General features: G+C 62.1%; 18 protein-coding genes. 8 read left to right on the forward strand and 10 right to left on the reverse strand.

Going from position 1 to position 17,045, the window contains the following annotated elements; genetic code table 11:
• Positions 1 to 145 precede the first annotated feature (145 nt).
• Genes IPM84_25165 through IPM84_25180 form a run of 4 tightly spaced genes read right to left on the reverse strand, consistent with a single transcriptional unit; the run spans position 146 to position 3,240 of the window.
• Entirely contained in the window at positions 146 to 643 is a 498-nt protein-coding gene (locus tag IPM84_25165) for an ASCH domain-containing protein (protein MBK9095985.1), read from the reverse strand.
• A gap of 45 nt (positions 644 to 688) precedes the next feature.
• A complete protein-coding gene (locus tag IPM84_25170; GenBank protein ID MBK9095986.1) occupies positions 689 to 1,159 on the reverse strand; it encodes a ClbS/DfsB family four-helix bundle protein in 471 nt (156 codons plus the stop codon).
• A 20-nt stretch (positions 1,160 to 1,179) separates the two neighbouring features.
• Positions 1,180 to 2,070, reverse strand: coding sequence for a polyphosphate kinase 2 family protein (locus IPM84_25175; protein MBK9095987.1), 891 nt, complete (start codon positions 2,068 to 2,070; stop codon positions 1,180 to 1,182).
• A 9-nt stretch (positions 2,071 to 2,079) separates the two neighbouring features.
• Entirely contained in the window at positions 2,080 to 3,240 is a 1,161-nt protein-coding gene (locus IPM84_25180; GenBank protein MBK9095988.1) for an MFS transporter, read from the reverse strand.
• A gap of 44 nt (positions 3,241 to 3,284) precedes the next feature.
• Here IPM84_25180 and IPM84_25185 point away from each other — a divergent pair, with 44 nt between their 5' ends.
• Positions 3,285 to 3,536, forward strand: coding sequence for a hypothetical protein (locus tag IPM84_25185; GenBank protein ID MBK9095989.1), 252 nt, complete (start codon positions 3,285 to 3,287; stop codon positions 3,534 to 3,536).
• Positions 3,537 to 3,686: 150 nt separating this feature from the next.
• Here IPM84_25185 and IPM84_25190 read toward each other — a convergent pair whose 3' ends face one another.
• On the reverse strand, positions 3,687 to 4,973 hold the full coding sequence (locus IPM84_25190; GenBank protein ID MBK9095990.1) for a carboxypeptidase regulatory-like domain-containing protein: 1,287 nt from the start codon (positions 4,971 to 4,973) through the stop codon (positions 3,687 to 3,689).
• Positions 4,970 to 5,890, reverse strand: a complete 921-nt coding sequence (locus IPM84_25195; protein MBK9095991.1) for a site-specific DNA-methyltransferase — start codon at positions 5,888 to 5,890, stop codon at positions 4,970 to 4,972. Before IPM84_25195 ends, IPM84_25190 begins: the two co-directional genes overlap by 4 nt.
• 30 nt (positions 5,891 to 5,920) lie before the next feature.
• Here IPM84_25195 and IPM84_25200 point away from each other — a divergent pair, with 30 nt between their 5' ends.
• Both IPM84_25200 and IPM84_25205 read left to right on the forward strand, forming a co-directional pair.
• Positions 5,921 to 6,178 carry a hypothetical protein gene (locus IPM84_25200; protein ID MBK9095992.1) on the forward strand — a complete coding sequence of 86 codons (258 nt, stop codon included), beginning with the start codon at positions 5,921 to 5,923 and terminating at the stop codon, positions 6,176 to 6,178.
• Between the two features lie 249 nt (positions 6,179 to 6,427).
• Positions 6,428 to 6,724: a hypothetical protein gene (locus tag IPM84_25205; protein MBK9095993.1), complete on the forward strand. Its 297-nt coding sequence runs from the start codon at positions 6,428 to 6,430 to the stop codon at positions 6,722 to 6,724.
• 109 nt (positions 6,725 to 6,833) lie between these two features.
• On the opposite strand, the gene IPM84_25210 is transcribed toward IPM84_25205, so the two are convergent.
• The gene (locus IPM84_25210; protein MBK9095994.1) at positions 6,834 to 8,120 is read right to left on the reverse strand and encodes a hypothetical protein; all 1,287 of its coding nucleotides are present in this window, start codon (positions 8,118 to 8,120) and stop codon (positions 6,834 to 6,836) included.
• Between the two features lie 43 nt (positions 8,121 to 8,163).
• Positions 8,164 to 8,532: a DUF2089 domain-containing protein gene (locus tag IPM84_25215; GenBank protein ID MBK9095995.1), complete on the reverse strand. Its 369-nt coding sequence runs from the start codon at positions 8,530 to 8,532 to the stop codon at positions 8,164 to 8,166.
• A 467-nt stretch (positions 8,533 to 8,999) separates the two neighbouring features.
• Between IPM84_25215 and IPM84_25220 the strand changes: the two genes are divergently transcribed.
• The 4 genes from IPM84_25220 to IPM84_25235 all read left to right on the forward strand — a co-directional run bounded on the left by IPM84_25220 (position 9,000) and on the right by IPM84_25235 (position 14,485).
• Positions 9,000 to 10,919: a molybdopterin biosynthesis protein gene (locus IPM84_25220; GenBank protein MBK9095996.1), complete on the forward strand. Its 1,920-nt coding sequence runs from the start codon at positions 9,000 to 9,002 to the stop codon at positions 10,917 to 10,919.
• Positions 10,920 to 10,941: 22 nt separating this feature from the next.
• Positions 10,942 to 12,642, forward strand: a complete 1,701-nt coding sequence (locus IPM84_25225) for a DUF1800 domain-containing protein (protein MBK9095997.1) — start codon at positions 10,942 to 10,944, stop codon at positions 12,640 to 12,642.
• Positions 12,643 to 12,656: 14 nt separating this feature from the next.
• Positions 12,657 to 13,913 carry a DUF1501 domain-containing protein gene (locus IPM84_25230; GenBank protein MBK9095998.1) on the forward strand — a complete coding sequence of 419 codons (1,257 nt, stop codon included), beginning with the start codon at positions 12,657 to 12,659 and terminating at the stop codon, positions 13,911 to 13,913.
• A gap of 257 nt (positions 13,914 to 14,170) precedes the next feature.
• Positions 14,171 to 14,485, forward strand: a complete 315-nt coding sequence (locus IPM84_25235; GenBank protein ID MBK9095999.1) for a LysM peptidoglycan-binding domain-containing protein — start codon at positions 14,171 to 14,173, stop codon at positions 14,483 to 14,485.
• Between the two features lie 128 nt (positions 14,486 to 14,613).
• On the opposite strand, the gene IPM84_25240 is transcribed toward IPM84_25235, so the two are convergent.
• Positions 14,614 to 15,804 carry a hypothetical protein gene (locus tag IPM84_25240; protein MBK9096000.1) on the reverse strand — a complete coding sequence of 397 codons (1,191 nt, stop codon included), beginning with the start codon at positions 15,802 to 15,804 and terminating at the stop codon, positions 14,614 to 14,616.
• Positions 15,805 to 15,958: 154 nt separating this feature from the next.
• On the opposite strand from IPM84_25240, the gene IPM84_25245 reads away from it, so the two are divergent.
• Entirely contained in the window at positions 15,959 to 16,576 is a 618-nt protein-coding gene (locus IPM84_25245; protein ID MBK9096001.1) for a CBS domain-containing protein, read from the forward strand.
• Positions 16,577 to 16,623: 47 nt separating this feature from the next.
• On the opposite strand, the gene IPM84_25250 is transcribed toward IPM84_25245, so the two are convergent.
• Complete coding sequence (locus IPM84_25250; GenBank protein ID MBK9096002.1) at positions 16,624 to 17,025, reverse strand: hypothetical protein; 402 nt, start codon at positions 17,023 to 17,025, stop codon at positions 16,624 to 16,626.
• Positions 17,026 to 17,045 lie beyond the last annotated feature (20 nt).

Consider the following 17,045-nt stretch of genomic DNA (forward strand, 5'->3'; position numbering starts at 1 on the left):
CGTGAGTTCTGACGGGCACGATAAGATGATTTGGAAAACGATCGAAGTGCGGGGGGCGCGGTCTTGAGGACACTAACGGTGATGCCTGATCGCTTTTCGCGCCAGGACAGGTGCATGAGAAAACTGGCAGAGGCAGCGCCAGCATTCAGCGTATGTGCGGGCCGCCTGCGGATCCTGGTCGGTAGACCAACCGAAACCGTTCGCACACCAGCGGCATGTCAGGCGTGAACGTGCGCCCGATGGCCGGCAGGGTGCGCGTGAAGAAGCGCGCATGAGCCTCGCGCCAATGGGCCAGGGAGCGGTCGCCTTCGCCCTCTTCCCAGGCAAACAGGGCGTCTACCTGATCGTAAGAGCAAATGAAGACCGCGGTAGTTTCGATGATGCACAGCGGCGCGCCCTGCGCATCAAGCACAATGGTGTGCAGTCTAACCTGTGGGAGGGAAGCGCCTTCGGCCTCCCATTCCCACAGCGCCGAACAAGTGGCTGTCTTGACGCCGACCAGCACCAGCGCGGCCAGTTCGTCGGCGAGATCGGGATTATCGCCGAACGACTCGGCCACAAAGGCTGCGTTTTGGGCCGGTGCGTCGGCCGGCAGCGTGGCCAGGTAGGCGCGCCAGAAGGCTTCGATGATCTCTTGGTTCATGGCAGCGGCCCGCATTGGCGGAGGTCGAAGGTCATGAGCGGCAGATCACGCTTCATCAGGCGGCAATTGACTGCGCCAGGCGCTGATCTGCGCGGCGTGCTCGTCATCGTGCTCGTAAGTATTAGCGGCGATGATCTGGGCCAGATTAGCGTCACCGAAGCGACGCGCCAGGTCCGGCTCGTGCAGCGCTTCCAGGCGCAGACAAACTTGCTCGAAGACGCCTTCGAAATCTTCCAATACCTGGTCGAGCGGCCGCTCCTTTTGTTGCGCGTAGATTTGGGCGTTGATGCCGTCCACATCGCGCATGTCCCACTGCGGTTTCTGTTGGCGCGCCAGTTGGTAGAGCAGGCGCACCAGGCGTGACTGCCAGACGGCAATGTGGGCCAGGATGTCCTTGACGGACCAGTCGCCCATCACGCCCGGCGCGCTCATCTGCTCCGTCGTCAATCCCTCCAGCGCGTCTTCCAATCGCTCACGGCTGGCTTCTGTCTGTTCGAGAATGTCGGCTATTCCCATCGTGCTTCGTCCCCAAAAAGCTAATCCTCGATAACGACTTGACTCAGATCCTCGGCGGGTTGCGGGAACTGGGGGTTCATGGCTTCGAGCGTTTGGCGGATGATGCGGGCCACGAGGTAGTTACGATACCATTTTCGGTTCGCGGGAATGACGTACCAGGGTGCGGCGGCCGTGGTGCATTTGTTGAGCGCATCCTCATAGGCTTCCTGGTACTGATCCCACAGGGCGCGCTCTTTGAGGTCGCCCACGGCAAACTTCCACTGCTTGTCCGGCGTGTTGAGACGGTCGAGCAGGCGCTCTTTCTGCTCCGCTTTGGAAATGTGCAGGAAGAACTTGAGGATGACGACGCCGTTGGCCGTCAGGTGCTTTTCGAACCGATTGATCAGTTCATAACGCTGACTCCACACCTCTTTGGGCGCCAGATCATGCACGCGCACCACCAGCACATCCTCGTAATGCGAGCGGTTGAAGACGGCGATCATGCCCCTGGCCGGCGTTACTTTATGCACGCGCCAGAGGAAGTCGTGCGCCAGTTCCTCGGCGCTCGGCACCTTGAACGGCGTCACCACCACGCCCTGCGGGTTCACCGCGCCGCACACATGCTCGATTGTGCCATCCTTGCCGCCGGTGTCCATGGCCTGCAGCACGATCAGCAGCGATTGTTTGTGCTCTGCGTACAGCGCTTCCTGCAAGACGCGGATGCGCAGCAGGTCTTTGCGCAATTGCCGCTGGGCATCGCTCTTGCTCTTGAACCCCTCGCCGTCGTCAGGATCGAAATCGCTGAGCTTGATGGGCTTGTCCGGGCTGAGTCCGTACTGATCCATGATCTGCTCCGTTACGCTTTTTCTTGCCATTGGTGTTTCACGACCGGCGTCCGGTCGTTTTCCTCGCTTTCCTTTTTTAGTTTGCATCAATTTGCGCTACCTGGCCCGTTTGATGCGGCTGACAAAAACGGTGCCCAGGATGAAGAACAACAACGCCAGGCTGAAGAGCAGGGTGTAGCCCAGGGTCGGCAGGCCAACGCCTGGCCCGTAGGCCTGGCCCAAATCGAGCAAGACACCGGCGATCGGTGCGCCGATGACCTGCGGCAGGGTGAGCGCCACATGCCAGACGCCCATGTCACGCGCGTAATCGTCCATGCTGGGCAGCACATCGGTGGCCAGCGCCCAATCTACGCTGATATACGCGCCATAGCCCAGGCCAAAGACAACGCCCATGGCAATCGCCAGGGGGTAGGAGTGGGCGAACAAGAAGACCGTGACGACTACAGCCTGCAGGGCGCCGGAGAAATAGACGATCTTCTTGCGGCCAAAGCGGTCGGAGACGACGCCGGCGACCAGGCTGCTGATGATGGCGCCGATGAGCAGGGCCAGGATAGCCAGCGACACGGCCTCGGCCGCTTCGTTCATGCTCAGCCCGAAAATCCTGAACGGCGCGCCGACCACATCGTCCAGGTAATAGATCAAGAACTCCTGCACGATGAAGGTGCCCATCACCATCAGGAAGCGGGTCCAGAAGACCCAGGTGAAATCACGTGATTTGAACGGGTCGGCCAGGCTGCGCAGGAAGGGGCGCCAGGCGAAGGGCGGCAGCGGCAGCGGCGGCGGCGGCGGTTCCTCGGTGCTGAAAACGGTGATGAGCATGCCGATCAACAGGATGGCGGCCAGCAGCCAGTACGCGCCGGCGATGCCGCCGATGCTGCCCAGCAGCAGGCCCATGATGCCGCCCAGGAAGTTGCCGAGCATGGTCATGAGGCCCATCCAGCCAGAGGCAGAGCCGCGCTGGCCGGCCGGCACCACGTCAGGAATGAGCGCGGAGTAGGGCGCAGTGGCGATGTTGTTGAAGAACTCCACCGCCATGAAGGCCAGGATGTAGAGGCCCAACATCTGCGGCTTGGCCAGGTAGGCCAGGCCGAGCAGGGCAATCATGTTGCCCAACGTGCCGATGATGAGGAAGGGGCCGGCGCCGCCCCAGGCGTGAGCGCAGGCGGTCGGAAAGAGCGCCGGCGATCGGCGCCACGAGCATGGAGACGAGCGCGCCGGCCAGCAGGACCAGACCCAGGGTGCGCCCCTTGAAGGCATCGCCGCCCAACTGCTGCGCCTGCGCCGGCAGGAGCACCACCAGGATGGCGGTCCAATGGGCGCTGACGGCAAACCAGTACGCGCTGAGGAGAGCCTGGCGTCGAGTGGACATCTCAAGCCCCCTGCTGCGTGTGGAAAATCACCGCCGCGGTGACGATGCCGGCCAGGGTCAGGGCTGTGATTGGGCCGGCCGGGAGCAGCGGCGGGGAAACAGGCTCCCCGGCCTGTTCAGCGTGCTGCTGCTGGCGGCGCTGGTCGGCTCGCGTCGCCACACCGATGGAAAGGACAGCCGGTAGAGAGGCACAAAAGACGCACATCGCACACCTCGGAGCACTTTTCGAGCGGCACGCAGCCTGGCTCTCACGAACAGCAAGGCCAACGTCGAGTGGACGGGAGACATGGGCGGTATTGTACAAGGGAATGGCGACAGCGTCAAAGCAGGCGACTCAGCGCCGAGCGGTGTGCGCGCCGGCGAAGGCCATGGCGCGGCGGAAGACGAGGAAGGTGGACTCGGTCGGGTTGTAGGCGTCCAGGTAGTGGGTGGTGTCGTGATAGAGCAGGGTTTCGTGTGGCGCCTGCAGAGCATCGAGCGCGGCGCTGAGGGTGGTGGTCTGGTTGTAGGGGATGATTTCGTCGCCGTAGGAGTGAATCAGGAAGATGGGCGGCAGGCGGTCGGCGTAGAAAAGCGGAGAGTAGCCAAAGAAGAAGGCCGGGTCGCGGTCCGGCCGGCCCAGCGCGGCGACGTAGTTGTCGTAGGGCGGCGGAATTTTCAACTCTGTGCTGTAGAGCGACTGAATGCCCAGGAAGGCGTCACTGATGCCGCCCACGCTGAGGATGGCCAGCGGCGCGGGCAGGTCACGCAGGCTGCGGAAGAGCATCAGCGAACCGAAGCTGCCGGACATCAGCAGCCAACGATCATGATCGAGCGCGGCGTCAGGCGCCATCTCGTCGAAGCGCCCGACCTGCCAGGCCTGGAACACGGCGCGGAAGTCGCGCACATGGCCTTCGATGTCCAGGCCGCGGGCAGGGGTGGGACCAACGGCCACAACGGCAAAGCCCTCGGCCGCCATCGCCGCGGACACGTTGCTCCAGTTGATGGCCGGGCTGGGGTAAATAATGAAGATGGTGGGCAGCGTGTGCGTGATGGGATCGGGCAGGTAGAACTGCCCGCCCGCGATGACCAGGCTGTCGAGGGTGAAGGTGAAGGGAATGCGCTGCGCGGTCAGCGGTCTGGGAAAATCGGACGCGGCGGCCGCGGCCGGGCCAGCGGTCCACGCGGTCGGGCCGATGGGCGAGGGGACGTAGCGCGCCAGGGTGAAGTTAACCCCCTTGCGTTCCTGCCCCACGCTGATCGTCAGCGCCGGACCGTTGGCTTCGGCAAATCCCCAGGCGCCGCTCATCGGCACAAAGCGTCCGGGCGGCGCCCCATCCACGCGGTAGGCGCCGGCGGCGTCGCTGTGCGCCTGGTACACCTCACCGCGCACGGTGGCAACCAGGGCCACTGCGCCGGCCAGCGGCTGCCCGTCCGCGGTGCGGATGACGCCGGAAAAGCTGCCGCTGCGGGTCGGATCATAGCTGGGCTGGCCGGTCAGGGACCACCACCAGGCGCGCACGCGGTATTCGATCACATTGACGGCCGCGGCGCCGTTCGGCGTGCGCGCTGCCCAGAAGAGGCCGACGGCAATCAGAGCCAGAGCAATCAGAGCCAGTCGAACGAAACGTCGGCGTTTCACAAAGAAAGCCTCTTCTGACGATAGCCATCTCCAAGTTGAACATCAAGCGGTGGAAGATTCCTGGAGGGGGCGTCTGGATCATAGACGGGTCGCTCCATCGGCCGGATGCGTAACTGACCGGCTTCGGCCAGCCTCACCCTTTCCCTGGCAATCTCCACGTACTTGGGCATGATTTCGGCGCCAATCGCTTTGCGCTGATGGATCAGGGCCGCCAGCGCTGTCGTACCCGCGCCCATGAAGGGATCGAGCACCCAATCGCCGGGGTCGGTCATGGCCAGCACGAGACGTTCGATCAGTTCGACCGGAAACTGGCAGGGATGCGCGGTTTTCTCCACATGGTTGGCCTTGACATTCGGAATTTCCCACACATCGCCTGGGTTCTTGCCCAACGGATTGCCCGACAGTTCCCCGCGTCTCGGGCCTTTGAAATACTTCTTGCCCGGATATTTCTGCGGCACGCGCACCGCATCCAGATGAAAGGTGTAGGTGTCCGACCCGGTGAACCACAGCAGAACTTCGTAGCGACCAGAGAATCGGCGCGTGGCGTGCAGTCCATGACCATAGTGCCAGATGATGCGGTTGCGCATTCGCATACCAAGCGCCTCGAAGATCGGGTACAGCTTGACGTCGAGTGGGATGATCTGGCCGTTGTCCACGTAATTGCCTACCTGCCAGCAGATGCTTCCCTGCGGGTGGAGCACGCGCACACATTCCGTAATCACGCGGCGCTGCTGGTCGAGATAGGAGGTCAGACTCAGGCGCCGTTCGTACTCTTTGCCGAGATTGTACGGCGGCGAGGTGACAATCAGTTTGACCGATTGGCCAGGCAGTTGGGGCAGCAGTTCCAGGCAGTCGCCGGGAAAAAGCACAAAATCGGCCTGTTCCTGAAATGTTGACGTAATTTTTACTGCGGTCATATCAAAACCTGATCCTGGTGAGTATCAAGCGTGGATTATACCATAGGGCTGCTTGAAATACAGATAGGTCTTGACAGAGACGAAGACCGGATGTACACTGCCTTCGATGATGACCTGGAAGGCTTGCTGCTGGCCCGGTCGTCGCGCTTCCAGCAGCTTTTGATGCGCTCGCGGGAGAGTATCGGCCTCGGCAAGGGCTTGTCGCGCGATGACTTCTGGTGGGCAATTGTCGAACGCACGGCAGACAAGTACGATCATGATGATACACGAGATTATCTGGCCCGTTGACCGAATTGATCACATTGCGGCGCACGGTGTCTTGCCGCAGGAATTTGAAGAGGTTTGCTTCAACCGTTCCTTGGTGTTACGGTCGAAGGCGTTCGGAGCCAACCCAGTCTATCATGTGCTTGGGCAAACAGCAGAAGGACGCTATTTGTTGTGTATTGTGATACTATTCCCTGACGGCAAAGGATTTCCGGTTACTGCGCGACCCATGACGCTCAAGGAAGAAAGGCGATATCGAGAATGGAAACGACGCTGAATACCAGGTTCATTCCGCAAATGGACTCGATAGAACAGTTAGCTGAGTTTTGGGATTTTCATGATGTAACTGACTTCGAAGATGGTTTGGAAGAGGTTACGGAATTGGTGTTCGAGCGACTCGATAAGAAAACCGTCAGGATAGATCTGCCAGAAAAGGAGTTCGAGGTGCTCGAACAGATTGCCGGGGAACGCAAGATGGACACGATCACCCTGGTTCGAGAATGGGTCTTGGAAAAGCTCTATTACACAGAGTTGATGCGCAGAGCCGTCAGGGAGTTCCACGCGTCATAGGGAGATGACTGTCGCGGCTTCGCAAGGTAATTGAACAAAGACAGGACCGGGTTTCGCTCAGAAGCCCGGTCTTGTTTTTCTGCAACCGCCTGCCGGACTCGAACCCGACTCAGGCGGGCAGGGCTTCGAGCAGCATCTCGCCCTGCTCAGGCGTGATCTTGCCCTGCTCGATCATCTGCAGCACCAGCAGCCGCTCCTGGCTGAGATGACCATTGCCCGACCGGTCGGCCTGCGCCGCGGGCGTGATCGGCGCTGACGGCGGTATCGGCGGCGTTGGCGGAACCGGCGGATGCATGGTCACGTGAACCCCCGGCCGGTAGGCCTGGCGGCGTTCCGCCTGGCGGGCCATGCGCTCAGCCTGCTGCTGCGCACGTTCGGCCGCACGCACATTGCGCTTGAGACCGCTCCAATCAATGTCGGTCATGGCGTCCTTGATCTGACGGCCAATGCCTGCGAAATCGGCCGCGGCCAGGCTGCTGCGCACCTGCTCGGCGATGGTCGCGCCCAGGTTGCTCAGTTGTGCGCCGAGGTGATTCAGGTTCTCGGTCAATTCATCGGCGTCGAAGTCATAGCTGGCCGCGGTCACACGATCGCCGGCCGCGACCAGCACTTCGGCGCCGCCCTCCTGCGCCGGGTTAGGCGCCTGGCTGCGGATCTCCTCCCAGGCCGGCAGGGCCACCCAGCCGCCGTGACCTTCCAGCCGGTGCAGCGCCAGCGGGCCGTTCAACACCAGGGCCAGGCTGTCCCAGGCGCGCACGTGAATCTGCTGACCGGATGTCGCCCGCCCACGAATGACCGCGTCGCTGCCAACCGTGTTCACGTGCAGGTTGCCGCCCACGTTGGTGGCCGCAAAGTCTTTCTTGATGCTGTCAATCTCAACGTTGCCTTGAATGTTGGTCAGCGCCACATCGCCGCCCACAGTCTCGACCTTGACGCTGCCGGCCTGGCTGATGGAGAGGTCGTCGCCTACTGAACCGAGGATTACTTCCTGTACCCCGCGCAGACTGGCGTCGCCATCCACAGAGGTCACCTGCAAGCGCTGTACTTCCTGGGCGGACAGATCGCCCTGCATGCGCCCAATCGTCACCGGGCCGCAATGCTTGATGCTGACATCATCGGGCGCTGCCTCCACCCGCACCTGGCCTTGCAAACTGCGCAGACTCAGGTCATCACCCAGCCGGGCAATCAACAGGTCGAGGTGCGCGGGCGCCTCGACCTCAGCATCTTCAGCCAGGCGCAGCACGACCCCGGCGTCGGTGGTCTCCAGGATCGGCTTCTCATCGCACGCCACACTGAGGTTGCGCCGCTCACTGCCGCGCACCGCCAACTCATCGTTGGCATAGATCGTCAACTGACTAATTCCCTCTGGCAGGGAAAACTCGAAACGGTCTGACATTTCATTCACTCCTTATGACTGCTCTGCTTGTTCCTGACAGGTTCTATCCACGATTGATCTGCTGCAGGGCCTCTTCGGCGCTCAACTCGCCTGCCGCCAGCTTGCGCAGAACCTCTTGCCGTTCGCTGCTCTGCGCAGCCCGCGGCGCCGGTTTCACCCCCAACGCCGTCACAATGTCCAACAACTGGGCACGCGCCGCCGGGTAGGTGAGCTTCAGCTCCTCCGCCACCCAGGTGATCTTGCCCTCGTTGCGCAGGAACACCTCCACGAAATGGACCTGCTCGCTGCTCAACTTCTCCAGCCCGCTGCGCTCGAAACGCCCCTCCACGGCCGTCCCACACGTGGGACAACTCAGCCGCGTCGTCTGCATATCCGCCGCGCACACCGGGCAGGCATGTGGTGCTCTGTACATTCCTCTCTCCTCCCGTTACAATCACTCGGTAAAAAACATATGTTTTTCATTTATTAAATCTGATTTAATAATACAGCAAACGGATTGATTTGTCAAGAATCTGTTTTGTGTTTTTCAATCAGATTCATCAAAACAAAAAACTGATCTTTGTGTCCCTGTGTCCCCGTGTGAGCCAGCAAAGATTTCCCACACCGGGACACAGGGAACGCAAAGGAGGTAACTGCTGGGTCTGCCTGGAATTCAGACAGGATTCACAGGATTGACAGGATATTCGAACTCTCGTGCCGATAGTTTTGCACACCACAGAGCAAGAATCCTGTACATCCTGTTCATCCTGTCCAAATCGGCCTGCAGGGTGAGCAGTTACCAGAGAATTCTTCTTGGTGTCTCACCGTCCCTTCGCGTTTCTCCCCGGCCTGTGGTACAATCAGCCGCATCCGATTTGTTTTGTCCGAAGGAGCTACCGCTTGTCTCGCAACATCTACCTGGAAGATATCAGCCTGGAAGAAGCCATTGACCGCTGGCAGCGCGCGCTCTGCGCGGCCGGGCTGGATCAACCTCTGCCCGGTGAATGGGTGGCCCTGCCCCAGGCGCTCGGCCGCGTGACCGCGGAGCCGGTGTGGGCGCTGACCTCCGCGCCGCACTATCACGCCGCGGCCATGGATGGCTACGCGGTGCGCGCCGCGGAGACCCTGGGCGCCCTGGAAACCAGCCCCCGGCGTTTGGCGGCGCCGGCCCAGGCCATCTACGTGGACACCGGCAACGCCATCCCCGCCGGCTTCGACGCGGTGGTGATGATCGAACAGGTGCATGTCCTGGAAGATGGCGTGTCCATCGCCATCCTGGCGGCCGTGGCCCCCTGGCAGCATGTGCGCCCCATGGGCGAGGATATGGTGACCGGCGAATTGGTGCTACCCGCCAACCATCGTCTGCGTCCGCAGGACCTGGGCGCCGCGGCCGGCTGCGGGCATACCCAGGTGTTCGTGCGCCGGCGGCCGCGTGTCGCCATTCAGCCTACCGGCAGCGAGTTGGTGCTGCCGGGCAGCGATTTGAAGCCAGGCGATGTGATCGAGTACAACTCGCTGGTGCTGGCCGGCATGGCGACGGAGTGGGGCGCTGAAGTCGTGCGCCTGCCGCCGCTGCCCGATGACGTCGCGCAGATCAAGGCATCCATCCTGGCCGCGCTGGCCGAGCACGATTTGGTGGTGGTCAATGCCGGTTCCGCGGCCGGTTCGCACGATTTTACCGCGGACATTTTCCGTGAAATCGGCAGCGTGCAGGTGCATGGCATTGCCATGCGCCCCGGCCACCCGGTGATTTTGGGCGTGGCCCAGGGCAAGGCAGTGGCCGGCATTCCCGGCTACCCTGCCAGCGCCATCGTCGCCTTCGACCTGCTGATCAAGCCGCTGCTGGCACGCTGGCAGGGGCAACTGCCACCCCAACGCCCCACCCTGACCGCCAACCTGACGCGCAAGGTGCTCTCCCCCATGGGCGAAGACGAGTTCATGCGCGTGACCGTGGGCAAGGTCGCTGACCGCTTCGTCGCGACGCCGATGCAGCGCGGCGCGGGCGTGATCATGTCCCTGGTCAAGGCGGATGGCATCGTGCGGGTGCCGCGCTTCAGCGAAGGCTATCCGCCCGGCGCCGAGGTGACGGTGGAGCTGCTGCGCCAGCGTAGCGAGATCGAAAACACCATCGTCGCCATCGGCAGCCATGACCTGACCCTCGACGTGCTGGCCGACTACCTGCGTCGCCGTCACCCCCATTTGACCCTGTCGTCGTCCAATGTCGGTTCCTACGGCGGGCTGCTGGCGCTGGCGCGTGGCGAAGCCCACCTGGCCGGCTCGCACCTGCTGGACGAGGCGACCGGCGAGTACAATGTCAGCTACGTGGCCGAGCAGCTGCCTGGCGTGCCGGTGGTGTTGCTCGGCTTTGTGCAGCGCACGCAAGGGCTGATCGTGCCCGCAGGCAATCCCAAAGGCATTAGGACGTTGCACGACCTGGCGCGGCCCGATGTGGTCTTCATCAATCGTCAGCGCGGCGCGGGCACGCGTGTCCTGCTCGATTACCGGCTCAAGCAGGCAGGCATCGCCCCGCGTCAGATTCAAGGCTATGCGCGCCAGGAATTTACACACCTGGCCGTGGCCGCGGCCGTCAAGAGTGGCGCGGCCGACTGCACCCTGGGCATTCTGGCCGCCGCGCGCGCCCTGGAACTCGATTTCATCCCCCTGGCCGAAGAGCGCTATGATCTGGTGATGACGCAGGCCACCTACGAGAGCACGCTGCTGCAACCGCTGCTGGCGGTCATCCGCAGCGACGAGCTGGCCGCGGCCGTGATGCGCCTGGGCGGCTACCGCACCCCAGACCTGGGGCGGGTTCTGGGATGAGAGAGAAATCGGAGAAGAACCTATGACACCGAACTTGCTGTCGCGTCGTGATTTTCTCAAGGGGGCCGCGGCCGGCGCCGTCCTGTTGGGGGGCGCGGATTGGATGTCTGGCCTGGATGAACGCCCGGCGCCGGACAGCCCGTGGGCGGCGTGGGCAGATCAACCGCTTACGCTCAGTCAGGCGGATGCCGGGCTGGATCCGGCAGTGGCAGCCGTCACGCGGCTCACATTCGGCCCGCGCCCTGCTGACCTGGCCCGCGTGCGCGAGATCGGCGTGGACGCGTGGATCGAAGAGCAGCTGCACCCCGAAACCATCGCCGATGAGGAGATGGACGCCACCCTGCTCCGCTTTCCGGCGCTGACCATGACGCTGACCGAGCTGGTGAACACCTACCATCTGCCGGCCGCGGGCGCGGGTGCGTCCAAACCGCCAGAGGACGACCCGCGCGACGACGAGCCGCCGCCGCCCAACACGGGCAATCCCGCGCCGCCGCGCTTTCCGCAAACGGCCAATCGCGAACTGGTGAGCGCCACCATTCTGCGCGCCGCCTTCAGCCGCCGTCAGTTGTACGAACTGATGGTAGACTTCTGGTCGAACCACTTCAACATCTACGTGCTCAAAGAAGCCAATCGGATGTTCAAGATCGTAGACGATCGCGAGGTCATTCGCAAACACGCCCTGGGCAAGTTCAGCGATCTGCTGCAGGCCAGCGCCAAAAGCCCGGCCATGCTCGTCTACCTGGACAATCTCTCCAACAAGGCCGGCGTGGCGCAGGAAAACTACGCGCGCGAGCTGTTGGAACTGCACACCCTGGGCGTGACCGGCGGCTACACGCAGACCGACGTGCAGGAGGCGGCGCGGGTGCTGACCGGCTGGACCGTGCGCCAGATCAAGCGCGGCGTGCAGGGCGCGGGCGCCAACGTGGGCGAGTTCGTCTTCGATCCAACGACCCACGACAAGGGCGACAAAGTGGTCCTGGGCCTGAGGATCAAGGGCGGCGGTGTGGAGGAAGGGGAGCGCCTGTTGACGATGCTGGCGCGGCATCCGAGCACCGCCCAGTTCATCGCCAACAAACTGGTGCGCCGCTTTGTAGCCGATGATCCGCCGCCGGCCCTGGTTGGCCGCGTGGCAGCCACTTTTCTCGAGTCTGGCGGCGACATCCGCCAGGTGCTGGCTACGCTGCTGCGCTCGGCCGAGTTCAAAGCGGCCGGCGGACGCAAGATCAAACGGCCCCTGGAATATGCGACCTCCGTGGTGCGGGCGCTGGATATTCCGCCGTTCGGACCGGCGCCCAAAGCGCGCACGCTGTCATCCGCTGACGCGGTTGGCCCGCTACCCGCCAGTTTCAGCCAGCTTCTGTTCAACGCCCTGCTTGACATGGGGCAGGTCCCCTTCTACTGGCCGACGCCGGATGGCTACCCGGACCAGGGCGCGGCCTGGATCAACACCGCCAACTTGCTGGCGCGCTGGAACCTGGCCCTGACGCTGACCTCAGGCAAGGGATCGGGCGCCTTGTTCAAGCCGGGCGCCCATGCCGGCAGCGCGGCGCTGAAAACCGCGCCAGAAGCCGTGGATTACTGGATCGAGCGCTTGCTGCATCGGCCGCTGCCCGCAGCCGCCCGCCAGCACTTGCTCGATCATGTGGGTAACGATGTCTCTGCCGCCGGCCAGCGCCAACTAATCGCCATGATTCTGGCGTCGCCTGCATTTCAGATGCGCTGATGAGAGGTGATGTGATGCTGCTTGATCAATTGACCCGGCGTGAGGCCCTGCAAAAAACGGGTATCCTGAGCCTGAGCGCCCTGACCTGGCCGGCGTGGATGCCGCGCGTGGCGCTGCGCAGCCCTGCGGCCGCATCCACAGGCGATGTCCTCGTCGTCGTCTTCATGCGCGGCGGCCTGGATGGCCTGAACGTCCTGGTGCCCTATGGCGCCCCAGAATACTACACCCAACGGGAGTCCATCGCGATTTCTGAGCCAAAAGCAGGCCAGGACAAGAGCGCGCTGGACCTGGACGGCTTCTTTGGCCTGAACCCAACGTGCAAGGCGCTGCACGATCTCTACACGCACAAGGTCCTGGCAGCCGTACACGCCGTCGGCTCACCCGATCCCACCCATTCCCACTTCGAGGCCATGGACTACATGGAACGCGGCACCCCCGGCGAGAAAGCCATTCCCACCGGTTGGATTGGCCGTCATCTGCAGGTCAAAGCGGCCGACAAGCAGTCGCCCTTCCGCGCCGTCGGTTTTGGCGCCCTGCTGCAGCCCAGCCTGCGCGGCCCCATTCCGGCCGTGGCCCTGCAATCCATCGCCGATTTTCACCTGCGCAGCCGGCGCCAGGAGCTGGATAAAATTCAGGCAACCATCGCCGCGCTGTACGCAGGGGATGATCTGATGGCCAGCCAGGGGCAGCAGACCCTCAGCGCGGTGCAGCAGTTGACCCAGATTGCCGACAGCACCTATGAGCCGGCACCCGGGGCGAAGTATCCGCAGAGTTCGCTGGGGCGTTCACTGAAAGCCACCGCCCAACTCATCAAAGCTGACATTGGGCTTGAGGTGGCCTGTGCAGATATTGGCGGCTTCGACACGCACGCCGATCAGGGCGGGGCTGACGGCCATTTTTCCTTCCTGTTGGGCCATTTTGCCGATGCGCTGCATGCGTTCTACACCGATCTGCAAGACCGGATGGGGCACATCACCCTGGTAACGATGACCGAATTTGGGCGTCGCCTGCGCGAGAACTCATCCGCTGGCACCGATCATGGGCATGGCAGTATCATGTTTGTGTTGGGCGGCAATGTCAACGGCGGCAAGGTGTACACACGCTGGCCCGGCCTGAGTCAAGATGAGTTGTACGGCCCGGGTGATTTGGCCGTTACCACCGATTTTCGCGATGTCATCGGCGAAATTGTGCAGAAACGTCTGGGAAATTCCAACCTGGCGGCTGTTTTTCCGCACTACAGCGATTTTCACATGCACGGTCTGCTGCGGTAAAAGGCAGCGCGGCCTGAGCTGCCCGGAGCGTAAAGTCGCCTGTCCAGAATCGTCACGTTATCGTCACGTAGCGACAACGAGCGATTCTTGCGTTTAGGCGGGTTTTGCGCTATGATTTCGTTGATTGTACGTGTTGCTCAGAATTGGATCGCTGGAAATTTCATTCCTTTAGTAAGACCCGCCTGCTTTTGGTGTGAATGAGGAGGAATGCCGTGAAGCCCACCCGAAATCATCTTGTATCCTTGTTGATCGCCGTCATGATCGTCGGTGTGCAATTCGCCTGGCATACCACGGAAGCGCAAGCCAGCTCTGCCTCCGCTGGAACTGGCCCCACTACCTACTTTGTCAAGAAGGGCGATACTCTGACGAGCATCGCGAAGCGTTATGGCGTCACCATCCAGGCCATTGCGAAGTTGAATGGCATCAAGAGCACCAGCAAGATCCTTGTTGGGCAAAAGCTGCGCATTCCGAGCAAGACACCCGTAGCCACCCCGATGCCACTTGCCACCTCTGTCCCGGCGGCAACACGAGAGCTACCCTCCGTCTTGCCAACCGGGCGCCCCAACAATTGATTGATCCATAGACAGCGCTGTGATTGCAAAGACCGCTCCATGCGTCGGAGCGGTCTTTTTCGTCTGCGTCAACGGCCACGGGGCAGAGGGTCTGTTGTTTGAGCCATGGTTTCTGCATAAGTATTACCTCACTCCATCTCTGGCGAGCCGGGCCACAGGTTCTCGATCTTGATCGGATTTCCGTTGACGAAGACCCGCGTCCCCTTCCAGGTATGCACCCGGTCGAAGAGGACCCAAAACCGGTTCATATCCCGACGCTGATACACATTGCGGTAGACGATCTCGCGGTTTTCATCCAGAAGCTTGATGAAACCAGGGTGACGGCGGGCCAGGGTCACAGTTGAGTTCAGCTTTTCGGACGCTGATTCGCCAAATTCCAGCACCACATACCAGCCGCGGTCCGCCCAGGCTGTGGCGGCCGGGGTAACAACCCGCGGGCGCTCCGTGAAGTGCCCGCCCAGTTGTGCGCTGCGCTCCGCGGCCTGCAGAAGATCGTTCATCGCCCGTTCGAAGCCAGGGTTGCTGCACATATCAATCGCCTGCACGCTAAAACACAAGCTGGGATTGATGAGTTGAATCTGCATGGGGCGCTGTTCGGCGCGCAGGGCGCTGACTTGTTGGTTCAGCCAGGTGTGGCCGGTCGCGGCCAGCTCTGCGGTCACGGCTTGCTCCACCTCTTGTGGATGCTGGCGCGCCCAGGTGCTCCAGTTGTAGCGAAAGAAGCGCCCCAGGCCCAGGGCTTGACCGGCGCTCAAGGGCACGCCCAGTTCGTTCTGCAAAGAGAGCAGCATCCCCATTTGCCACGATCCCAGGCTGCCCTGATTGACGACCCATGCGAACAACTCAGCCTGACGATAGAGCCAGGCGCCGATGGCCAGACCGTAAGCCACAAACTCACGCACAGACAGGGCGCGGTGGTGCTCCAACAGCCAGCGCATCTCCTGCAGCGCAGCCAACGCGTGCGTGTCGAACAGCGCTGTTTCCAGTTGTTGCACATAGAGCACGGTGTAGCCGACAGGCAGATGCCCCTCGTGCGTGCGCAGCCAGTTCCAAAAAAACCAGCGCTGCTCTGCCGAAAGATTGTGGAACGCGGGCCGATAGCTTGGTTCCGGCACGGCATGTCCGCCACTCGGCGCCTGCAAGGGTAAGTCAGGGTCAATCATGCTCAGGTCAGGCCCGATCGTATCCAGCAGCATAATGGCAGAGCGATGCTCACGCCACGCGTGACGCAATTGCTGAGCGGCCGTCAGGTGACGCCCCTTGAAGCGCAAGAAAGGCAGCGCGAGTTCGTCCCACGGTGTGCGAGTCTGGTTTGGCATGACCTGAGTATAGCACGACCGGCAGTCAGCAGCAAGGGCCGGTGTCCGCAGGGCTTACATGTCGCGTCGCGCCATGCCAGCTTGACACCAGGGGCCGGGCGGCGTATCATAAAACTGTGACTTCTTGCGTAGTTTGCCTGAGGGAGGAAACATCATGTACGTGCGTAATCTGATGAGCCAGCCGGTCATTACTGCGACGACAGACACCGGCGCGGGCCTGGCCCTGCAACTGATGCGTGAAAAAATCATCCGCCGCCTGCCCATTGTAGACAACGAAGGACGCCTGGTCGGCATCGTGAACGACCGCAGCCTGCTGCGTCTGCTGGCAGAGCCGCGACGTCATCGCAGCGACCCCCTGCCAACGGTTGGCCGCGTCATGTCGGCCCCGGTGTTTACGGTGACACCAGACCTGCCGCTGGAGGAGGCCGCCTCGCTCATGGCTGACAAACGCGTGGGCGCTCTGCTGGTGGTGGAAGACGAGAAACCAATCGGTATCTTGACCGACCGCGATCTGTACCGCGTGTTTTTTGATCTGTTGGGCGGTCGCGATCCCGGACTGCGGGTCACACTGCGGGCGCCCGCCAACGTTGATATTCTGGCCGATGTCGCGATTGCCGTTTCCAACGCCGGCGGCGCGCTGCGCAGTTTTGGCAGTGTCACCCATCAGGATGAAACGCTCATGGTGTTGAAGGTCAAATATATCAACGAGGATGAACTACGCATGCTCCTGCGCGATTTCTCGGTGGAGATCGAGAGTGTGCGCCAGGCCTGAAAAACCAGGAGGGGGCGTCAGCAACGCCCCCTCCTGTGGCGCCGGCGCTAATCTTCGGCCAGTTGGCCCGGCATTTCCACCCGCACAATGTCTCCGTGCAGGTTGATGATGACACGAAAGCCCAACATCCCCAGCCATGATTTGGTCTCGTCGGGCAGGGTGTGATCGAGCACCTGGTCCATGTTCTTGATCGAAGCGTCCACGGCCGCTTTGGTAAACAGGTCATCGCGCCCCAGCATCTGCAAGGCGCTGCTGACGGCGAGGTCGTGATGGGCCTCGATTTCGTCCCGCAGCATGTGCAACACCTGCTGATCTACCTGGCGCGCCGCGATGTGGCGTCGAAAACCTGCATCGAGCACCACATAGAAGGCCTCATCCCCAATGACGACCGCGTCCACCGGCCGGCCATCTTCATCCTGAATCAAGCCGGCAAAAAATGCGCCAGGCATAGATCGTTCTCCTTTCGTAA

Origin of the sequence: Candidatus Amarolinea dominans (assembly GCA_016719785.1) — a bacterium.
GTDB classification, from domain to species: Bacteria; Chloroflexota; Anaerolineae; order SSC4; family Amarolineaceae; genus Amarolinea; species Amarolinea dominans.

Coding starts and splice junctions, on each gene's coding strand:
- IPM84_25250 (MBK9096002.1), bottom strand. CDS start 17,025: ATGCCTGGCGCATTTTTTGCCGGCTTGATTCAGGATGAAGATGGCCGG.
- IPM84_25225 (MBK9095997.1), top strand. CDS start 10,942: ATGACACCGAACTTGCTGTCGCGTCGTGATTTTCTCAAGGGGGCCGCG.
- IPM84_25185 (MBK9095989.1), top strand. CDS start 3,285: ATGGCGGTCCAATGGGCGCTGACGGCAAACCAGTACGCGCTGAGGAGA.
- IPM84_25240 (MBK9096000.1), bottom strand. CDS start 15,804: ATGCCAAACCAGACTCGCACACCGTGGGACGAACTCGCGCTGCCTTTC.
- IPM84_25215 (MBK9095995.1), bottom strand. CDS start 8,532: ATGTACAGAGCACCACATGCCTGCCCGGTGTGCGCGGCGGATATGCAG.
- IPM84_25170 (MBK9095986.1), bottom strand. CDS start 1,159: ATGGGAATAGCCGACATTCTCGAACAGACAGAAGCCAGCCGTGAGCGA.
- IPM84_25245 (MBK9096001.1), top strand. CDS start 15,959: ATGTACGTGCGTAATCTGATGAGCCAGCCGGTCATTACTGCGACGACA.
- IPM84_25180 (MBK9095988.1), bottom strand. CDS start 3,240: ATGCCTTCAAGGGGCGCACCCTGGGTCTGGTCCTGCTGGCCGGCGCGC.
- IPM84_25210 (MBK9095994.1), bottom strand. CDS start 8,120: ATGTCAGACCGTTTCGAGTTTTCCCTGCCAGAGGGAATTAGTCAGTTG.
- IPM84_25195 (MBK9095991.1), bottom strand. CDS start 5,890: ATGACCGCAGTAAAAATTACGTCAACATTTCAGGAACAGGCCGATTTT.
- IPM84_25230 (MBK9095998.1), top strand. CDS start 12,657: ATGCTGCTTGATCAATTGACCCGGCGTGAGGCCCTGCAAAAAACGGGT.
- IPM84_25235 (MBK9095999.1), top strand. CDS start 14,171: ATGATCGTCGGTGTGCAATTCGCCTGGCATACCACGGAAGCGCAAGCC.
- IPM84_25175 (MBK9095987.1), bottom strand. CDS start 2,070: ATGCAAACTAAAAAAGGAAAGCGAGGAAAACGACCGGACGCCGGTCGT.
- IPM84_25165 (MBK9095985.1), bottom strand. CDS start 643: ATGAACCAAGAGATCATCGAAGCCTTCTGGCGCGCCTACCTGGCCACG.